Origin of the sequence: Actinoplanes sandaracinus (genome assembly GCF_030009775.1) — a bacterium.
Taxonomy (GTDB): Bacteria; Actinomycetota; Actinomycetes; order Mycobacteriales; family Micromonosporaceae; genus Actinoplanes; species Actinoplanes sandaracinus.
The window spans coordinates 210,926-229,586 of record NZ_JASCTH010000016.1 but is presented as its reverse complement, the minus strand read 5'-3'; the positions used below and the strand labels follow the sequence as shown (position 1 = coordinate 229,586).

The 18,661-nt window shown below is 71.1% G+C and carries 16 protein-coding genes and 1 pseudogene; 7 read left to right on the top strand and 10 right to left on the bottom strand.

The features are described from left to right. Window positions 1–22: 22 nt before the first annotated feature. Both QLQ12_RS24735 and QLQ12_RS24730 read right to left on the bottom strand, forming a co-directional pair. Window positions 23–229 (bottom strand): annotated as a pseudogene (locus QLQ12_RS24735) (L-serine ammonia-lyase, iron-sulfur-dependent, subunit alpha); the annotation flags it as partial. Between the two features lie 45 nt (window positions 230–274). Next, window positions 275–1,120 carry a glycosyltransferase gene (locus QLQ12_RS24730; protein ID WP_282762849.1) on the bottom strand — a complete coding sequence of 282 codons (846 nt, stop codon included), beginning with the start codon at window positions 1,118–1,120 and terminating at the stop codon, window positions 275–277. A gap of 189 nt (window positions 1,121–1,309) precedes the next feature. Between QLQ12_RS24730 and QLQ12_RS24725 the strand changes: the two genes are divergently transcribed. Continuing rightward, window positions 1,310–2,716 (top strand): hypothetical protein, encoded by a 1,407-nt coding sequence (locus QLQ12_RS24725; protein WP_282762825.1) that lies wholly within the window; start codon window positions 1,310–1,312, stop codon window positions 2,714–2,716. A gap of 387 nt (window positions 2,717–3,103) precedes the next feature. Here the strand turns inward: QLQ12_RS24725 and QLQ12_RS24720 are convergent, their stop codons facing one another. Together QLQ12_RS24720 and QLQ12_RS24715 are read right to left on the bottom strand one after the other, a co-directional pair. Beyond that, complete coding sequence (locus QLQ12_RS24720) at window positions 3,104–3,850, bottom strand: SGNH/GDSL hydrolase family protein (protein ID WP_282762824.1); 747 nt, start codon at window positions 3,848–3,850, stop codon at window positions 3,104–3,106. 220 nt (window positions 3,851–4,070) lie between these two features. Beyond that, window positions 4,071–5,450, bottom strand: coding sequence for an NAD-dependent succinate-semialdehyde dehydrogenase (locus QLQ12_RS24715; RefSeq protein ID WP_282762823.1), 1,380 nt, complete (start codon window positions 5,448–5,450; stop codon window positions 4,071–4,073). Window positions 5,451–5,553: 103 nt separating this feature from the next. On the opposite strand from QLQ12_RS24715, the gene QLQ12_RS24710 reads away from it, so the two are divergent. Next, entirely contained in the window at window positions 5,554–6,426 is an 873-nt protein-coding gene (locus QLQ12_RS24710; protein ID WP_282762822.1) for a LysR family transcriptional regulator, read from the top strand. A gap of 274 nt (window positions 6,427–6,700) precedes the next feature. Here the strand turns inward: QLQ12_RS24710 and QLQ12_RS24705 are convergent, their stop codons facing one another. Then, complete coding sequence (locus QLQ12_RS24705; RefSeq protein WP_282762821.1) at window positions 6,701–7,621, bottom strand: AraC family transcriptional regulator; 921 nt, start codon at window positions 7,619–7,621, stop codon at window positions 6,701–6,703. Window positions 7,622–7,696: 75 nt separating this feature from the next. Here QLQ12_RS24705 and QLQ12_RS24700 point away from each other — a divergent pair, with 75 nt between their 5' ends. Then, a complete protein-coding gene (locus QLQ12_RS24700) occupies window positions 7,697–8,761 on the top strand; it encodes an NADP-dependent oxidoreductase (protein WP_282762820.1) in 1,065 nt (354 codons plus the stop codon). A gap of 10 nt (window positions 8,762–8,771) precedes the next feature. Here the strand turns inward: QLQ12_RS24700 and QLQ12_RS24695 are convergent, their stop codons facing one another. Then, window positions 8,772–9,419: a trimeric intracellular cation channel family protein gene (locus tag QLQ12_RS24695; RefSeq protein WP_282762818.1), complete on the bottom strand. Its 648-nt coding sequence runs from the start codon at window positions 9,417–9,419 to the stop codon at window positions 8,772–8,774. On the opposite strand from QLQ12_RS24695, the gene QLQ12_RS24690 reads away from it, so the two are divergent. Both QLQ12_RS24690 and QLQ12_RS24685 read left to right on the top strand, forming a co-directional pair. Then, a complete protein-coding gene (locus tag QLQ12_RS24690; protein ID WP_282762817.1) occupies window positions 9,408–9,545 on the top strand; it encodes a hypothetical protein in 138 nt (45 codons plus the stop codon). The genes QLQ12_RS24695 and QLQ12_RS24690 overlap by 12 nt on opposite strands. 287 nt (window positions 9,546–9,832) lie before the next feature. Further along, the gene (locus QLQ12_RS24685; RefSeq protein ID WP_282762848.1) at window positions 9,833–10,180 is read left to right on the top strand and encodes a hypothetical protein; all 348 of its coding nucleotides are present in this window, start codon (window positions 9,833–9,835) and stop codon (window positions 10,178–10,180) included. Between the two features lie 92 nt (window positions 10,181–10,272). Here QLQ12_RS24685 and QLQ12_RS24680 read toward each other — a convergent pair whose 3' ends face one another. Next, complete coding sequence (locus QLQ12_RS24680; protein ID WP_282762815.1) at window positions 10,273–10,548, bottom strand: hypothetical protein; 276 nt, start codon at window positions 10,546–10,548, stop codon at window positions 10,273–10,275. Window positions 10,549–10,808: 260 nt separating this feature from the next. Here QLQ12_RS24680 and QLQ12_RS24675 point away from each other — a divergent pair, with 260 nt between their 5' ends. Beyond that, window positions 10,809–11,510 (top strand): DivIVA domain-containing protein, encoded by a 702-nt coding sequence (locus tag QLQ12_RS24675; protein ID WP_282762814.1) that lies wholly within the window; start codon window positions 10,809–10,811, stop codon window positions 11,508–11,510. Between the two features lie 56 nt (window positions 11,511–11,566). Here the strand turns inward: QLQ12_RS24675 and QLQ12_RS24670 are convergent, their stop codons facing one another. After that, complete coding sequence (locus QLQ12_RS24670) at window positions 11,567–13,198, bottom strand: M28 family metallopeptidase (RefSeq protein ID WP_282762813.1); 1,632 nt, start codon at window positions 13,196–13,198, stop codon at window positions 11,567–11,569. A 218-nt stretch (window positions 13,199–13,416) separates the two neighbouring features. Here QLQ12_RS24670 and QLQ12_RS24665 point away from each other — a divergent pair, with 218 nt between their 5' ends. Continuing rightward, on the top strand, window positions 13,417–14,301 hold the full coding sequence (locus QLQ12_RS24665) for a CPBP family intramembrane glutamic endopeptidase (protein WP_282762812.1): 885 nt from the start codon (window positions 13,417–13,419) through the stop codon (window positions 14,299–14,301). A gap of 51 nt (window positions 14,302–14,352) precedes the next feature. Here the strand turns inward: QLQ12_RS24665 and QLQ12_RS24660 are convergent, their stop codons facing one another. Next, on the bottom strand, window positions 14,353–15,426 hold the full coding sequence (locus QLQ12_RS24660) for a hypothetical protein (protein ID WP_282762811.1): 1,074 nt from the start codon (window positions 15,424–15,426) through the stop codon (window positions 14,353–14,355). Between the two features lie 96 nt (window positions 15,427–15,522). Beyond that, window positions 15,523–18,579, bottom strand: a complete 3,057-nt coding sequence (locus QLQ12_RS24655; RefSeq protein WP_282762810.1) for an RICIN domain-containing protein — start codon at window positions 18,577–18,579, stop codon at window positions 15,523–15,525. Between the last annotated feature and the right edge of the window lie 82 nt (window positions 18,580–18,661).

The window sequence follows — 18,661 nt, the reverse complement described above, 5'->3', positions numbered from 1 at the left end:
TGTCAAGAAGTCGAAGCATTCGGCATTCGATGACGTTGACGGCGAGGCCACCGCGAGAGGTCTCCTTGTACTTGTCCTTCATGTCCGCGCCGGTCTCCTTCATGGTCTTGATGACCTTGTCGAGGGAGACGTGATGACGGCCGTCGCCGCGCAGCGCCATCCGGGCGGCGGTGACCGCCTTGACCGCGCCCATGCCGGTGCGCTCGATGCACGGGATCTGCACCAGCCCGATCGCGGTCCGGTGAATCCGGTGGCCTCGTCCACGGATCGCGGTCTACTCGCAGGCGCTCGACATCGGGTTCTTGCGGGCCAGCGCCATGGGCGACCCGTTGCGGCGCTGATGGCCGGCGTGCAGCCGGCGCATCACCGGGTACATCGCCAGCAGGAGACGGGCGGTGACCCAGGCGCGGGCGAACGACCCCCGCCGCAGGCGGCCGATGTGCCGGGCGTAACCGCGCTCGGTCATCAGCAGGTACTCCCGGAACCCGGCGAAGTCGCCCTTGACCCGGCGCGACGACGTGCCCGCCACCAGGCGCCGGGCGTAGAACACCGAGAAACCGCCCTCCCGCAGGTGGATGCCGAGATCCAGATCCTCGTGGAACAGCTCGTCGGCGCAGAGGCCGGCCGCTACCGCCTCCCAGATCGGCCGGCGGATCGCCATGTTCGCGCCGAAGATCCAGTCGAGCCGGCCGTTCGGCACCGTCCAGAGGCCACGGACCAGCGCGTCACCCCGGGCCGCCACTCGCGGCAACCTCACGTCGTAGTAGCGCACCGGGCCCGTCGCCGCGTCCACCGACGGGTCGCCGAACGTGGCCACCACCTCGGCCAGGTAGTTCTCCGGCAACCGGGTGTCCGCGTCGATCCGCACGATGATGTCGCCGGTCGCCGCGTTCAACCCTCGATTGCGGGCGTGCTGCACGCCCTGCCGCGGCTCACCGAGCACGATCACACTCTCCCGGAAATCATGCAGGATCTCCGCCGTACGGTCGGTCGAATTGTTGTCGACGACGATCACCTCGTCGGCGGCCCGCGACTGCCCGAGAACGGCTTGCAGGCAGGGGCCGATCATTGACTCTTCGTTGTATGCGGGAATGACGACGGAAATACGCGGCCGGGACATCGATCCTCCGATGCTCATATTGGCCAGCATGATTCCGCGCAGGTGGAGAAGGGGGAAACCGCATTCGGGCGACGGGTGGGTGGCGGTTTGATGAGCGGCCGGACACCGGTAAGGTCTGTCGATGTGCCGATCATGACGCGTTGATTAAGTCGCCCCTAAGAAAAACTTAAAACAAACGAGGAAAAGGACATGCGAGCCCGGAGATCCCTGCTGGCGGCATCGGTTGCCGCTCTCGCCGCATTTGTCATGGGAGCGTGCTCAGCCGGAGAGCCGTCGACCGCCTCGCCGGCCCCCGACGCGGCGGTCCCCGGCCGACAGGTCGCCGACGGCGCCGCACTGCCGCCCGGTGCGTCTCCGGCCCCCGCCGCCTCCACCGGCGCCCTCTCGGCCCCCGCGGGACCGTCGGCTCCGGGGGCCCCGGCATCCGCGGCCACCGCCGCCGCAGGATGCGCCCGCAAGACCTCCGCCGCCCCCACCGCCCGGATCACCGACGTCAAGCTGCCCACCAAGGTGGTCGGTTACGGATCCGAGGGCGACACCGAGAAGCTGCCGATGGCGATCGCGGCCCGCCCCGACGGCGGCTCCTGGCTCGCCTGGCTCGGCACCGACGGCAAGATCCACCTCGGCGAGCTCGGCTGCGACGACGAGTTGACCGGTACGCCCACCAGCTTCACCGGCATCGACCTGCAGGACGTCCAAGCCGACGCGAACGGCGGCGTCATCCTGCTCACCCGCAAAGGCGACTGCGGCAGCGGCCCGCTCTGCGGTGGCGAGTCCAGCCCGTGCAACACCATGCACATGATCCGGTTCGACAACGACGGAAAGCTCGCCTGGGAACGTCAGGTCACCAACCTGACCGGCGACCGCACGGGGTACGACGACGGCGCCCGCTTCATCTGGTGGTACCAGCACCACGGCCGCCTCGCCACCAACGGCTCCGACTACGCCGCCTACTTCGGCGTGGCCATCACCGTCAAGAACGGCAACTGCGTCGACGTCCACGAAGGCGACCGGATGCAGGTGGTGAACGCTGACGGGAAACTGGTCGCCAACCACAAGGACGCCTTCGAGGTCGGCTGCAGCCACTCCTGGACGTCCCGCATCGTCTGGGACCCCGACACCAAGCGGTTCGTCACGGTGTGCGCCACCGACAACGGTTGCCGGATCGCCCAGCCCAACCCGTACCGCACCGTCGCCGCCGGATCCTGCGACGGCACCCTTTTCGGCGGCGACCTGGTGCTCGCCAAGACCAAGGGGTACTGGACGGCCTGGAGCCAGGGCGGCACCGTCCGGCTGGAACGGTTCACCACCGGCAAGTCCACCAGCACCATCAAAACCGGCATCTCGTCGGCTCACCCGCACCTGGTCTCCTACGGCGCCGACCGGATGCTGCTCGCCTGGCAGTCCGGGTCCTCCATCGCCGCTCAGGTCTACGACGCCGACACCGGCAAGGCTGTGGGCGGGCGGCTCTCGATCAGCGTCGCGGACCACTCTTACCAGGCCTTCAAGGCCTACGCGGATGGGAGCGTCGCCTATCCGGCGGCGGGCTCGTCCAACTCCTCGATCAAGATTGCCCGGGTGTTGCCGCAGGCCTGACCCCACCCACCCGGCCCCCACCACCGCCTGGTCTCGCACCGCTCCGGTTCCACTTGTCCGCGCTCCCGGAACCCGCGATCTTGAAGCGGTGACCACCTACATCGGTGGTTGGCGCATCAAGGTCACTGTTTCAGGTGGCCGCAGCGTCCATCGTGCACCGCCAGTCCGCCAGTCCGCCAGTCCGCTCGTGCGCGGTGCCAGGCCCGGGAGCGCGTAGCGCGGTGACGATGAACCCCACGTCGTGCGGTGTGAACCGAGTGCGTGCCGTAGTCGGCGCGTGTTGTGGGCGCGCGGTGGCACCTCACGGCTACGGCTGGGTGGGGTGGTGGATGCGGGCCGAAGCTGGGACGTGCGGTGGCACGGCCGGACTGGGCAGGCGAGTGCTGGTCAGGCGGTGATGGGGGTCCAGGTGGGGTACTTCGGGAGGCGGTTGTCGCCGGAGGATCGGCCCCGCAAGCGGCGGTTGATCCACGGGACGACGTGCTGGCCGTAATAGCGCGCCTCGGCGAGCAGGCGGAAAGCGGGCGCCGGGCCGGGGTCGAGGACGTGCGGCGGGACGTTGTGGCCGAGGCCGGCCAGGATCAGCGAGGCGACGCGCCGGTGACCGGCGGCGTTCAGATGGAGGCGGTCGGGGGACCAGTAGACGTGGCGGCGCAGTTCCACGTCGCGGAAACAGTCGACGAAGGTGACTCCGTCGAGGGGGAGCAGGGCTTCGACGGCGGCGGTGAGGGCCTCGCCGCGGTGGCGGAAGGTGCTGCCGAACGGGAGGTGGTCGGACGGGTCGGCGCCGCTCAGCAGGAGCAGCCGGACGCCGGCGTCGGTGCAGCGGCGGATGACCTGCTCGGTGAAGGCGACGAGACGGTCGACGGAGGCGCCGCGGCGCAGCATGTCGTTGCCGCCACCGTTGAAGGAGAGCAGCGTGGGCGCCGGGGAGAGGGCGAGGGCGGCTTCGAGTTGGTCGTTGACGATCGGCTCGATGAGGCGGCCACGGATGGCGAGGTTCGCGTACTCCACGGGGCCTTCGGTGGCGAGGCCGGCCGCGACCAGGTCGGCCCAGCCGCGTTCGGTGCCGTCGGGCAGGGTGTCGCCGAGGCCTTCGGTGAAGCTGTCGCCGATCGCTACGTAGCGTGTCATGTGGTGCCCTCGCTGAAGAAACCGCTTGTGATCGCAACGACGTTATCCGACCGGCCGGTCGGATTTCTAACCGTTCGTTGGCGACCTGCGTCACGGCCCACGCATCGGCGAACGCGGATCGACGTTTCCCGCGCTGCCCGGAGCCGGCCACTCATCGGGGTGGTGTCCGGCTATGCGGCCGGATCGATGGCGCCCCCCACCCAGGGCCGGCGGGACGGCGTCACGCGGGCCAGTCGACGCTCAGATACTGGGTCTCCTGGAACTCGCGCAGTCCGTCGCGCGCTCCCTCCCGGCCGAGCCCGCTCTGCTTGACGCCGCCGAACGGCGCCGACGGGTCGGACACCAGGCCACGGTTGATGCCGACCATGCCGGCGTCGACGGCTTCGCCGAGGCGCAGGGCGCGGGCCAGATCGCCGGAGTAGACGTACGCGGCCAGGCCGTACTCGCTGTCGTTGACCAGGTCGAGCAGTTCGTCGTCGGACGTCCAGGTGGTGATCGCCGCGACCGGCCCGAAGATCTCCTCCTTGAGGATCGCCGCGCCGACCGGCACGTCGACCAGCACGGTCGGCGGATAGAAGTGACCGGGCGCGTCCGGCAGCGTGGCCCGGTGGCTGATCCGGGCACCGGCCGCGACGGCCTCGTCGACAGTCCGGGTCACCCGGCGAAGGGCTGCCGCGCTGATCAACGGCCCGATCGCGGCCCCGTCGGCGGCGGATCCGACGGTCAGGTTCTCCACCTCGGCGCCGAAGCGGGAGACGAAGGCCTCAAGAACGGACGAGTGCACGTAGAAGCGGTTCGCCGCGGTGCACGCCTGCCCGCCGTTGCGGAACTTGGCGATCATCGCGCCGGCCACGGCGGCGTCCAGATCGGCGTCGTCGGCGACGATGAACGGCGCGTTGCCGCCCAGTTCCATCGACGAGTTGACCACCCGGCCGGCGGCGTGCCGCAGCAACACGCGGCCGACCGCGGTGCTGCCGGTGAAGGAGATCTTGCGGACCCGCTCGTCGTTCAGCCAGGCGCCGACGACACCGGACGAGTCGGTGGTGGTGACCACCGTGATCACGCCGTCCGGCAGTCCGGCCTCGGTGAGCAGGCGGGCGATGGCGAGCGCGGTGAGCGGCGTCTCGGCGGCCGGCTTGACCACCGCGGTGCAGCCGGCCGCCAGCGCCGGGCCGATCTTGCGGGTGATCATCGCGGCCGGGAAGTTCCACGGCGTGACGAGGGCGGCGACACCGACCGGGCGGTGCGTGACGAGGGTGCGGGTGCCGCCGGCCGGCGATTCCCCGAAGTCTCCGCCCGGCCTGACGGCCTCCTCGGCGAACCATCGGAAGAACTCGGCGGCGTACGTGACCTCGCCGGTCGCGTCCGGCAGTGACTTGCCGTTCTCCCGGCTGATCAGCCGCGCCAGCTCGTCCCGGTCGCGGATCATCAGCTCGAACGCCCGGTGCAGGATCTCCGACCGCCGCCGGGGCGGGGTCCTCCGCCACGCCGGGAATGCCCGAGCAGCAGCGTCGACAGCGGAACGGGCGTCCGTGAGGCCCTGATCGGGGACGGTGCCGACGACGAGCAGTGAGGCCGGGTCGAGCACGGAAAACGTCATCGGATCTCCTGGGAAGCGGCCGCGATCACGCCGACAAGTCTCAGCCCGGGAGCCATGCCCGTCCATTACCATCTCGGCAGCGTGACTATGCCGAGGAGGCATGATGGAGCTACGCCATATCCGGTATTTCGTGGAAACGGCGGAAGCGGGAACGGTCAGTGGCGCGGCCGCGAAGCTCCATCTCACCCAACCAGGGCTGTCCCGTCAGCTACGGCAGTTGGAGAAGGACCTCGGGGTGCGGCTCTTCGACCGGGACCGCGGCCGGCTAGAACTGTCGACGACCGGCCGGGCTCTCCTCCCGCTGGGCCGTGACCTGCTGCAACGTGCCGAAACACTGAAACTGGCGGCGTCCTTGCACGCCAACGGCCGCCTGGAGCGCCTCACCATCGGCGCACCGACGGTGACGTTGACCGATGTGGTCGCGCCGTTCATCGCCACGCTCGCCCCGGACGATCCGACCACCGACGTGCTCGGCTCGGACGGCCTGTCTCCGGCCGAGACGCTGCGGCTCGGCGCCGACCTGGCGATCGGCACGGTCCCGGCAGGAGCGTCGTTTCACGAGACGGCGCTCGCGGTGCTCCCGGTCTGGGCCTACGTTCCCGCCGGCCACCGGTGGGCCCACCGCGGCAGCGTTGCTCTCGACGACCTGCTCGGGGCGGCGCTGATACTGCTGCCGCCCACCTTCACCGCGCGGCAGGCGCTGGACGCGGTGGCGACCGGTCACCGCCCCGCGATCGAAGCCGCCAACGGCACCGTCGCGCAGGCCCTCGCCGCCGCCGGCCGCGGCATCGCGGTCGCCTCCGACGACCCTCGCTTCGGCCTTATCCCCCTGGCCGTGGACGTCGGGGATCGCCGCCTCTGCATCCGCTTGCGCGCCGCCTGGGACTCCCGCCACCCGGCGGCCGCCACGATCGGACGCTTCGCCAGCCGCCTGGGCCGCTTCATCCGCGACCGCTACGACGCCCCCGCCTCCTGACCTCGCCCGCCGCCGATCACGGCGGTCCCCGCCCGCTCTCCCTCACCTGCCGCAAACCCATGGGCGGGGTACGGCCACCGGCGCCCCGCCGAACCAGCCCGTCCCGCACCACCGCGCGACGCCCGGCCCCCTCCCGGCCGTCTCGCGGCCGCCGGGCTGGACCCCGGCGCGAGGGCTGGGCCGCTCTCCACCTCGGGTGTGCCGCCGGTGGCGGCCGGGCGGGGCCGCTCTCAACCTCGGGTGTGCCGCCGGTGGCGGCCGGGCGGGGCCGCTCTCAACCTCGGGCGTGCCGCCGGTAGCGGCCGGGCGGGATGCCGAAACGGCGTTTGAACGCGGCCGCGAAGGCGAACTCGGACCCGTAACCCACCTGCCCGGCGATCGCGCCGACCGTCGTGTCGGTGCGCCGCAGCAGCCCGGCCGCGACCGTCAGCCGCCACCACGTCAGATATGTCATCGGTGGCCGGCCCAGCAGGTCGGTGAACCGGCGGGCGAACGGCGCCCGGGACAGCCCGCCCTCCGCCGCCAGCGCGGCCACCGTCCAGTCCCGTTCCGGCTCGCGGTGGATCGCCTGCAGGGCCGCGCCCGTCACCGGGTCGGCCAGTGCCGCCGCCCAGCCGGTCGGATGCTCGCCGACCAGCCAGGTGCGCAGCAGATAGACCAGCATCGTGTCGAGCAGCGCCGGGATCAGCGCGGCGCTGCCCGCTCCGGGCGTGGCCAGTTCGGCGGCCAGCAGGTCCACGGTGGCACGCAGGTGCGGATGCCGGCCCCACTGGGCCGGGACGTGGATCAGCTCCGGCAGGTCGGCGATCAGCGGGTGCACCAGTTCCGGGTCCAGCTCGTAGGCGCCGCACAGGGTCACCGTGGCGTCCGCGGACGCGGGCGAGCCGACCACCGCGAAGGCCGGCAGGTCGCCCATCTCGGCCGGGTCGCAGGCCGGCGCGACCGGCCTGGTGCCGGGGGAGTCGGCGAGGACATGACCGCCGCCGTGCGGACGGAACACGATGTCACCGGCGCCCAGCGCCAACGGCTCCGCGCCGTCCTGGAGCAGGCGGCAGGAACCGCGCAGCACCACATGGAAGCCGGCCGAGCCCGGCACCGGCGCGAACTCCTGCGCCCACGGCGCGTGCCAGGCCACCTGCGCCGACCGGACCCGGCCCGTTCGCATCACCGCGAGCACGTCGCTCAACACGTCCATACGCGAGACGATCGCATAGGAAATCGAGATCGTGAAGCATTCATCGTCCTCAACCGGCTGCCTACGGTGAACCGTATGAGAGCGATGCGCATGCACGGGTACGGCGAGCCGACCGTGATCCGGCTGGACCGGATCGAACAACCCGCTCCCGGCCCCGGTGAGGTCCTGATCAGGGTGGCCGCGACGACGTTCAACCCGTCCGAGGCCGGTCTGCGGCGTGGCCTGTTGCGGTCGATCGTGCCGGTCGAACTGCCGTACACCATGGGCCTCGACGTCGCCGGAACCGTCGCCGCCGTCGGCCCGGCGGCGCCTGCCGGCGGGGCAGCGACGCCTGCCGGCGGGGTGGCGGCGCCTGCCGGCGGGGTGGCGGCGCCTGCCGGCGGGGTGGCGGCGCCTGCCGGCGGAGCGGCCGGGGACTCCGTGGGCCTCGCCGTCGGCGACCGGGTGATCGGCCGCCTGGACGGTGGAGCCGCCGCCGACTACGCCGTCGCGCCCGCGAACGTGCTCGTCCCGGTCCCGGCCGGGGTCAGCCTCGAAGACGCCGCCGCCCTGCCGATCGCCGGGCTCACCGCGTGGCAGGCCGTGTTCGAGCACGCCGCCGTCACGGCCGGGCAGCGGGTGCTGGTCAACGGGGCGGGCGCGATCGGCCGGTTCGCCATCCAGCTCGCCCGGCACGCCGGCGCGTACGTCATCGCCGTCGCCACCCCGCGCACCATGGAAGCCGCCCGAGCCGCGGGCGCCCACCACGTCCTGCCCGCCGGCGAGACGGGCTCCGGCGGACTCTCGCCCGCCGGAGGTTCCCGCCCCGGCCCGCCCGGCGGCGCGGAGATCGGGCCGGTCGACGCGTTGATCCACCTGGTTCCGGCCGATCCCGAGCACGCGGCGCTGATCCGGCCCGGGGGTGTGCTGGTGTCGGCGACCACCCCGGCCGGCCGGCTTCCGGCGGGCCGTTTCCGGGCGGCGCACTTCATCGTCCGTCACGACACCGCGGGCCTGGCCGCCCTGCTCACGCTGGTGGAGGCCGGCACGGTCGGTATCGACATCGCGGGCCGGCGGCCGCTCGCCGACCTCGCCGCCGTCCACGACGAGGCCGAGACCGGCCGGCTCGCCGGCAAGACCCTGCTGCTGCCCGGCCGGTAGCGGGCCGGGGTCAGCCTGACGCCTCGCCGGCCCGGCGGCGGGTCCACGCCTGCGGCGCCGTCCAGTGCCGCACCATGGCGATCACCCGGAAGGCGAACACGGCCACCGCCGCGGCCGGCGCCGCCACCGACATCGGCAGGTCCAGGCGGTGTGCGACGGTCACGGTGGCGGCGCCGAGCATCGCCGGGATCGAGTAGAGGTCGGTGTCGACCTTGACCAGGGCCGGGGTCTGCCGGGCGATGACATCCCGCAGCAGACCGCCACCGACGGCGGTGGTCACGCCCAGGACCGCGGACTGCACCGGGCCGAGGCCGTGGTCGAGGGCTTTCAGGGTTCCGGTGACGCAGAACAGCCCCAGCCCGGCCGCGTCGAACAGCAGCACGGCGAAGGTGAGCCGCTCCACCACCGGGTGGGCGAAGAACGCGACCGTCGCGGCGGCCACCGGCACCAGCAGCAGCCAGACGTCCCGGAACGCGGCCGGCGGCGTGTCGCCGATGATGACGTCGCGGACCACGCCGCCACCGAGCGCGGTGACCTCCGCCAGGATGAGGATCCCGACGGCGTCGAACCCCTTCTGGATGGCGGTCAGGGCGCCGGAGATCGCGAACACGAAGATGCCGATGAGTTCGAGGGCAGCCATCGCGTGGTGAGTCGACATTCCTTCAGTCTCGGTGACCAGCCGGCGATGACGGCCTCGCCGGACGGCGTCACGCCGCGCCTGCCGCGCCTGCCGGGCGTCCTGGACGGCGTACGCCGCGCCTGCCGGGCGTCCTGGACGGCGTGACGCCGCGCCTGCCGGGCGTCCTGGACGGCGTCACGCCGCGCCTGCCGGGCGTCCTGGACGGCGTCACGCCGCGCCCGCCGGGCGTCCGGAGGGCCGTGGATTCGCGAAGGCGAAAAGTGTGCCGCATCGGTGAGCTGACGGGGTGGGCGCGGTTCGCCGGCTTCTCCGAGGCCGGCCGTGATGGCCGAGGCGTGGCATCGATGATCGACGGAACCGGCCGCCGACGTCGCCGGCCGGCCGTACCCCGAGGTCATCCGCAGGTGAACGCCCTGGCAAGCTTCCGCATCGTGGAAGCATTGCGGCTGATTCTGCTCTTCATTCATCTGGTCGGGTTCGCGCTGCTGCTCGGCGGCGCCGTCACCCAGTTCGTGTCCGGCAAGTTCCGGATCAACCCGGCGATCCTCTGGGGATCTATCATCCAGCTCGCCAGCGGCATCGCGCTGTCCGCGCCGCTGCGTGGGGGCGGCGACGACGAGCCGAGCCCGGTCAAGCTCGGCGTCAAGCTGCTCTTCGCCGTGCTGATCTTCATCATGGTCTTCATCCCGCGTAAGCGCGAGGACGTCAACAAGGGTCACTTCATCGGCATCATCACGCTCACCGTGGTGAACGCCGCCGTCGCCGTCTTCTGGCACTGACAAGCCGTCTTCCGGCACTGAACAAGCCGTTTCGCGGCACTGACGACGCGCTGGGTTCTGTCTCGTGGGTCTCGTGAGCAGCGGCACAGAACCTAGTCGATCGGGCAATAATCCGCCGCGCCCGCGTCGAAGCCCCGGTCGAAGCCGAGGACGTAACCGCGCGTGTAGTCGGTGATCTTGAAAGTCTCGGCCCGGGCCGGTTTCTCGCAATCGTCCCGGGCGGCCTGCAGCCCCCGGTCGAAACCGTCCTGGTAACCCTGCTTGAACTGCCGTCCGTCACTCGGGGCGGCGACCGCCGGCGCCGGGGCGACCGGGCCCAGCCCGAAGCCGACCAGCAGGAGCGCGACGCCGAATCGTCTCGCCTTCATGACTGACAGAATCTACGCGCCCCGTCGCCCGGCCGCGTGGTGAACGGGAGAACCCGCGCGGTCCGCCGTGGGCTGAACGGAAGAACCCGCGGATGAGTGTGATGCGGGCGGCGAGGGCGTGCGCGTTCTCCCGGGCGCCGGTAGTCTCGGTCGGATTCTTGCGGGTAGGAGGCCCGTTCGATCATGCCCACGGCAGGGGCGCGGGGACGTTGCGTAGGATTTCTGGCCGCACGACCTCACCAAGGGAACCGAGGAGCACGATGCCGCTCACTCCAGCAGACATTCACAACGTGGCGTTCAAAAAGCCGCCGATCGGAAAGCGTGGATACGACGAGGAAGAAGTCGACGCCTTCCTGGACGAGGTCGAGGGTGAACTGACCCGCCTCCTGGAGGAGAACGGCTCCCTCAAGGACACGCTGCAGCGTGGCGGCGGCGGTGGGGGTGGCAACCCGGCCGCCACGATGGTGCTCAACAACGAATTCGCGGACCTGGCGGCCCAGTTGGAGCGGCTGCAGGAGGCTCGCGCCCGGGCCGAGCAGAACGCCCGCAACATCCAGGACCAGCTCCAGCGGGCCCGCAGCCAGGGCCCCTCCGGTGCGATGCCGACGGTCCCCGCCGACGACGACCGCAACTCGCGGGTGCTGATGATGGCGCAGCGGACCGCCGACGAGCACATGCGTGACGCGCAGCGCGAGTCCGAGTCGTTGATCACCAACGCTCAGGACAAGTCCGACCAGCTCGTCAGCGAGGCCCAGATCAAGGCCGCGACGATCGAGGCCGACGCCCGGCGCAACCACACCGAGGCGATGGACAGCCTGGTGGAGAAGCGGACCTCGGCGCTGGACGAGATCGAGCGCCTGGGCCAGCTCGCCACCAGCTACCAGGAGGCGCTGACCAACCACGTCCAGCAGCAGCTCATGGACCTGACGGCGGCTCCCGAGCCCGGCGGCCGCGACATCTGAGTCCCGGTGACACCGAAGGCCCGCCCCGAAAGGGGCGGGCCTTCTGCTGTCGCCTCTTACGCTTCCGGGCGGTGGTCGTGCTCGTCGCCGCCGTCACCGGTGTTGAAAGTGCCCTGCGGACCGGCCGGAGCCGGCAGCTTGATCGGCTTGCCGGGAACCGGCTTGCCCTTCACACCGTTCACCGACTCCGTCGAGAAGGCGTAGGTGAGCTGGGCGAACGCGATCAGGTCACTGTTCAGCTCGAGCGCTTTCAGGTCCAGGTTGGTGATGTCGTCACCGGCCTGGTGATAGTTCGGGTCGAACGACGCGCCCGCGGTGCCGCCCCAGATCGCGGCCTGCTCCTCGGTCTTGACCACCTCGGCGCCGGTGAAGAGACCACCGGACGGGATGCCCGCCTCGATGAACGCCTGGTAGTCGCTGCGGCCGGAGAACTCGGCGTCGTCGTAGGGCTGCTTCTTCCAGGTGTAGTACGACTCGAAGAGGTCCTCGAGCGCGGTCGAGCCCTCCGGCACCACGACCGGGGCCGGGAACGACGACTGGTCGGCGTCGTACACCTGGAAGATGTAGTTCGGCGAGGCCACCATGTCGTAGTTCAGGTACAGCGCGATCTTGTCCTTCTCGGCCTGGGACAGCTCCGCGACGTACGCCGCGGAACCGAGCAGACCCTCCTCCTCGGCGCCCCACCAGGCGAACCGAATGGTGTTCTGCGGCTTGCTCTTCGCCAGGGTCAGCGCCGTCTCGAGGATCGCGGCCGAGCCGGAGCCGTTGTCGTTGATGCCCGCGCCGGCGGTCACGCTGTCCAGGTGGGCGCCGGTCATCACGACGTTGTCGCGGTTCCGGCCGGGCAGCTCGGCGATCACGTTCACGTCCGTCCGGGTCTCCGACGGCAGGATCCGCACGTGCGCGGTCGAACCGGCGGCCGCCAGCGCGGAGCCGTCGGCGAAGCTGGCGCCGACCACCGGAATCGTGACGTCGGGGTTCTCGCCGAGGGTGCCGACGATCAAGCCCTCCCGGGTCGGGTCGTTGCCCTGGTTGAAGAGGACCACGGCCTCGGCGCCGGCGGCCTGGGCGTTGCGCGCCTTGGTCACGAAGTCACAGGTGCCGCGCTGGACGAGGGCGATGTCGTTCGCGCCGCTGAAGTCCAGGCCGGTGAAGTCGGCGGCCTCGCAGCCGCTCGTGCTGGCGCGGTCGCCGGTCAGGTTGATGTCGACCGGGATCACCGGGCCGGTCACGTCTCCGGGGGCGCTGTTGGTGAATGCGCCGGTCGCGTACGACGCGCTCGCCGGGGTGATCTGGTCCAGGACCGCCGGGAAGACGAACTGGAACTCGAACGGGTCGAGGGTGACCTTGTAACCGGCCTTGCGCAGCAGGCCGGAGACGTACTTGACGCTGTCCGCGTAGCCCTTCGTGCCGGCCGCCCGGCTGCCCGGGTAGTAGGGGTCCTTGTTCCTGTCGGCGATCTTCTGGAGACGTTCGAGGTGCTCGACCACCCCGTCGACCGTCACACACTTGAGAACTTCGGCGTAGGTGTCGTTGGCCTGCTTCGCGCACTTGTCATCGTGGCCGTGGCCGTGACCACCGGCCGAAGCGGCGGTCGCCGGGGCGATGGTCAGCACGGTGGCGATCGCCACCGCGTTGAGGGCCCGGAGCGATCGGCGCCTGGTTGGCGCCACGTCGTCGTGACTCATCTACGAATCTCCCTGTCCATTTCGGAACTGGCACCACCGTAGAAGAGGTTGGTGTCGATGACCATCGGACGAAATCAAGCCGGAACAAGTGATATGCGGCGGAGCGGAAGATACTCACGGCCCGAATTCGCTGACCGGCCCTTCAGGGCCGCCCACTGCGGCCGGCACCGATGATGCGGATTGATGTCACGGCGAGTAATCGATCATGATGGTGCCCCATGACGGACGGCGCCACGGTCTACTCCTATGTGTTGATCGTGACGGTCTACGGGGTTGTGTTCGCGGGCACCGTGCGCGCGGTCCGCGGGCGCGGGCAGCTTCTCGGCGTGCTGACCGCCCGTCCGGGGGCGCGGGCGGCGTTCTTCCGGAACAGCATCGTCAACCTGGCGATGCTGGCCGGGATCACGGTGCTGATCGTCGCGCTCCACCCCGGCCTGACGCCCGCGGAGGCGGGCTGGGCGTGGCCGGCCGGTGACGGGCTCGGCTACCTTCTCACCGGCTGCTTCCTCGTGCTGATGATCCTCGTCCGCGTGCGGTCGCGGCGGGGCGCGCTGCCGCTGGTGACGGCGGCGATGCTGCCCCGGACGACCGGGGAGCGCTGGCTCGCCGCGGGGGCCTCGGTCGCGGTGGGCGTCGGCGAGGAGGCGATCTACCGGGGCCTGCTCCTGGCCATCGGAACGGACCTGCTCGGCCTTCCGGTGCTGCTGGCCGCGGCCGCCGGGCTGGCTGTCTTCACCGCCGCGCACGCCTACCAGGGATGGCTCGGCATGATCACCGTGGCCTTGCTCGGTGCGCTGTTCACCGCGTTGTACCTGACCTCGATGAGCCTGCTGCTTCCGATCGTCGCGCACACCTGCTGGGACGCCATGGTGCTTCTGCTGCTCCGCTCGGAGCCGGCATCCGAGGCCGCGCCGATCGCCGATCCCGGGCCGCGTCCCGCGCCCACGGCCGAGACGGCGTCAGCGTCGGTGTCGGCCGAGGCGGCGCCGACCGTGCCGGGCCCCGGGGCCGCCGCCGAGACCGCCGGCACAGGACTGCCCGGTCCGGAGGGCGACGTCCGGATCCGTCTGCGTGCCGCCGCCCCGGCCGACGCGGTTCGATAGCGATGCGGCCGGTGAGCCAGGCGGGCGGGCGGGAACGGCGGCGGCAGGCGGTCAGGCGGGGCCGGCGGGAGCCCACGGCCACCGCGCCCCGCGACGGGCCGCGCGCCGCAGACGCACCGCGACGACCGGGATCGCGACCACCGCCATGACCAGGAAGATGTACGTGAAGACGGCCATCCGCTCCTGGCTGACGGTGAACCCCTCGGCGCTCAGCATGCCGGGGAGCACGGCCTTGGCGTGGACGTACGCCGGATGGGCGGCCAGCACGATCCACCCGGGAGCGACGGCGGCGACGATCGTCGCCGGTCCACGGAGCCCGTGCGGAAGGAACGGGATCGCGCACATCAAAGCCACCGCCACGGCCAGCGCCGCCGGCCACAACAGGGAGACGCCGCCGATGTCGAACGGCGAGAAGTCGACCCGTTCCACTTTTCCGTCGCGGACCGCCCAGAAGGAGCTGAGATCCGGGGTGGCCCGAGCCGCGGCGAGGGCCGCGGTGACGGCCAGCGCGCCGGCGAGGACGAGTTCGTACGGTCCGGCGACGATCAGGGCGGCGACCAGCAGGAGCAGGAACGTTCCGGCGAAGGCCAGAACCCATCCGCCGCTCACCCGCCAGGCCGGGCCGCCGGCGCTCAGGTCCCCGGTGGGCGCCACGGTGGGCAGGAACTCGGCCGCCAACCGCCCGTCGAGCTGCTGGATCCGGCCGTACAGCAGGAGCAGCAGCCCCATCAGCAGCCCACCGGCGACCAGGGCTGGCACACCGGCGACGAACCGCCACGTGTCCCGGCGCGGCACCAGCGTCAGAGTCAGGATCGTCAGCATGGTGGCGCCCAGCGCATACGCCGGCCAGTACACCGGCGTGCCGGTGCCGTGCATCGCCATCAGGGAGAGGCCGCCGGCGGAACCGGCCTCCAGGAAGTCGAGCGTGCCGCCCAGGACGAGCGCCCCGATGCCGAGGGCGGCGAGCGTCCAGAGGCCGCCGGCGCTCCGCCGGACGGGAGGTGGGGCGGCCGGGCCGCGACCGCGGCGCAGAAGCGCCAGACCGGCCGTCAGCCCCAGCGGCGCCATGATCACGGTCACCATCCAGAAGGTCACCGCGGTGACCTCGGAAGGCGTGGGAGCCATCTCCGGCATGGTCGTCCCCTCCCCGGCCGATCCACGATCGTAGAACGATGCGGACCGACCGGGGTGCCCGTGTCGGCGCCGGGCGATCGGTGTGGGTCAGTCCCGGCGGACCAGGGTGACGCGGTAGGTGGTCCGGCTGCTGCCGTCCTCACTGGTGGTGACGACGGTGCGGGCCTTGCCGGAGCCGGTGACCTCGACCGTGGCGTACGGGTCGGTGGTCACCGCCGTCACCTGGGCGGACGACGGGTCACGTGCCGGGACCTGCCAGGAGGTGACCGCGGGGTCGAACGACCCGATCGCCACGCCGTCGACCAGGATCGAGCTGACCGACGAGTCGGAACCGACGCCGGGCGCCGCGGCGTACACCTGAAGCTCGGAGACGGTCAGGTAACCGTCCGGCGTCGGGGTCAGCCGTAGGCAGAACGAGGTCGAGCCCGGAGTGAGCGGGATGTCGACGACAGCCGAGGTCACCGCAATGGGCGACCCGACGACCTGGCAGCCGGCGGCGGAGACCGTACCGGCCTGGACGGTGGCGGCGACACCACCACCGGAGGAGTTGTCCCGGTAGAAGTGCAGCACCGCCCGGTGCGCCGTGCGCCCGGCCGGCAGTGTCGCGGTGAGCGTCTCGACCGGGTTGCGGCCGGACCCCTTCCAGTTGGACCACGCCTTGTCGGTGATGTCGCCGTTGGTGAGGCCGGCCGTCGAGTAGCCGGGCTCGGTGTAGGAAGCGGTCACCGAGGCCCCCGCCAGCGGGCCTTCGGACGGGGGTGTGACCTGTACCCGGGCGGTGGCCGGAAGCGTCTGGCCGGGCGCCACGGTGGCGGTTCCGGTCACCTCGGTCACGCCCAGCTTCGGGAACGACGCGGCTGTCCAGACCACCGGGACGGTCGCCGTGCCGCCGTTCTTGCCGAGGGCGGTGACGGTGGACGGCATCGAGGCCGTCCCGCCGACGTAGGCCTTGGCGCGGCCGGCCACCGTCGAGGTGAAGACGTCGACGCTCACCTTCGCGGTGGCCGGGACCTTCTTGCCGAGGGCGTCGGTCGCGGTGCCGGTGACGAGCACCGTGCCCGGCGTGTTCCACTTCTCCGCCGGCGGAAGGGTCCAGGTGACCGGCAGGGCGCGGTTCTCGCCGCTGGGCAGGACGGCGGTCACCGTCGCGGGGAGCACGGGCGCCTGGCCGGGCACCGTGTGGGTGAGGGCGATCTCGGTGCGCCCGACCGTCTCGTCCTTGAGCCTCCACCGCTGGTTCGACCCCCCGGTGGGGATGTAGGTGCCGACCCGAGAGCCGTCGCCGGTGGAACCCCCGTTGACGTCGAGCAGTCGTCGTTCGCCCACGTTGACGAGGGTGTAGGTGCCGTCCCCGGTGCTGGAGAAGCGCCACAGCGCACCGTCGTCGACGGCTCCGGCGGTCTCGGCGACCGCGGCTCCGTCACGGACGGCCAGCCGCTGGCCGGTGCCCGCGTTGATCAGCTGGTAGCGCTCGTGGACGTCGCTCTCCTGCACGGTCCAGAGCTGGTCGGCGGCGGTGGTGCTGTTGGTGCGGATCACCACGTCGGTGCCGGACGGCGTCATCGACCGTCCGCTGGCGGTGCCTTCGAACCGGTAGGTGCGGCCGGCCCGCAGGTGCGACTCACCGTCGTCGCGGACCGAGCTGACCAGGAAGGTCGTCACGGACTGGGCGGGCACGGTGAGGGTGACCCGCTTGTCGGTGACCTGTACCGCGGTGCCCTTGACCAGCTTGCCGCTCGCGCTGGTGACGATCGGGGTGACCTTGGCGCTCTTGTCGACCTCGAACTTCGACAGGTCGAGGGTCACGTTCTCGGCGGTCACGGCCGGGTTGCTGTGGACGACCGTGAGGCCGCGCTTCGAGGCCGCCGCCACGCTCCGGGTCCCGTCGACCTTCACCAGGCGGTCGCCGGGGCGGATGTAGTGGGTGAAGTTCCGGATCGTGTCGAACTTGGTGTTCGTCTGGATCGGGCAGGTGGCGAGGGTGTCGTTCTTGCCGCAGTCGAACGGGACATGGATGGCGCCCCACTGCAGGTTGCCCTCGGCGATCATGTTCTTGGCGTCCTCGACCGGCTGCCACAGCACCCAGGCGGTCGGCTCCAGCTCGCGCAGGTCGTCGATGATCCGCTGGGCCATCCCGAGGCCGGAGTCCATGCTGGTGAAGTCCTTGCCCCAACTGCCCTCGACCTCGCTCATCCAGAGCGACTTCTGCTCGGCCTTGGCGATGTCGCGAACGCTGGTCCGCTGGCCGGTGCCGTACGTGTGCACGTTGATCCGGTCGACCGCCTCCTTGGCGGCCGGGGTGTAGCCGTACCAGTCGGTGACGAGTGTCCCCGGGTTGGTCTCGTCGGGGCCCGCGATGCCGCGGTGCGGTGCGATGCGGCGGAGCGACTCGAGCACCGCGGCCTGCAGTGCGGGCCCGGCGTGGGCGCCTTCCTGCCGGCCTCCGGTGGGCTGGCCGTCGGCGCCCAGGGTGGTACGCCAGTAGTTGGTGTTCGGCTCGTTGAGCGGCTCGATGGTGTCGACCTTGATCTTGTGCTTCTTCTCCAGGAACTCGGTGACCCGGAGCAGGTAGGTCGAGAATTCGTCGAGCGTCTCGGTGCGGATCTGGTCGGTGTTCGGGTCGAAGCCGCCGCTGACGTATCCGCTGACGGTCTGGAACCAGGGTGGCGAGTTGCTGAAGGTCTCCCAGTGGTCGACCCGTTTTTTGATCTTGTCCACCCACCAGCGTTGGTTCTGGTCGGCCTGCCAGTTCCAGTGCTGTGGGTTGTCCGGGTCCCACCAGTCCTTGTCGGCCGGCGTGTAGGTGGCCGGCGCCTTCCACCAGCCCGGCACGGCGCCACCGGGCCGCAGGTAGGGCTTGACCGTCGGCGCGTTGCCGCCGCCGATGTTGTAGCGGGCGATGTTGAGGTTCAGCCCGGTCGGGCCGTAGAGCATGTCGGCGAGCTTGTTGCGGATCTCGTCGGGGTAGCCGCCGGTGGCGTCGGCGAGCCAGGCGAGGCTGGTGCCCCAGCCTTCCCACTCCGCTCCGTGGTAGCTCGGATCGATGGTGATCGTGGTGGTGGCAGCGGCGGCGGAGGCGGCCACCGGTGCCGAGAGGGTGGAGACGGCCACAGTTGCGGCCGCGAGGAGCGCTCTGATCTTCATGGCTGCCCTTGTTTCGAGGACGAGGATGTTTACGTAAACATTTGCCAAAATAGATGTCAATGCCGAGCAGGCCGGGAGTTGG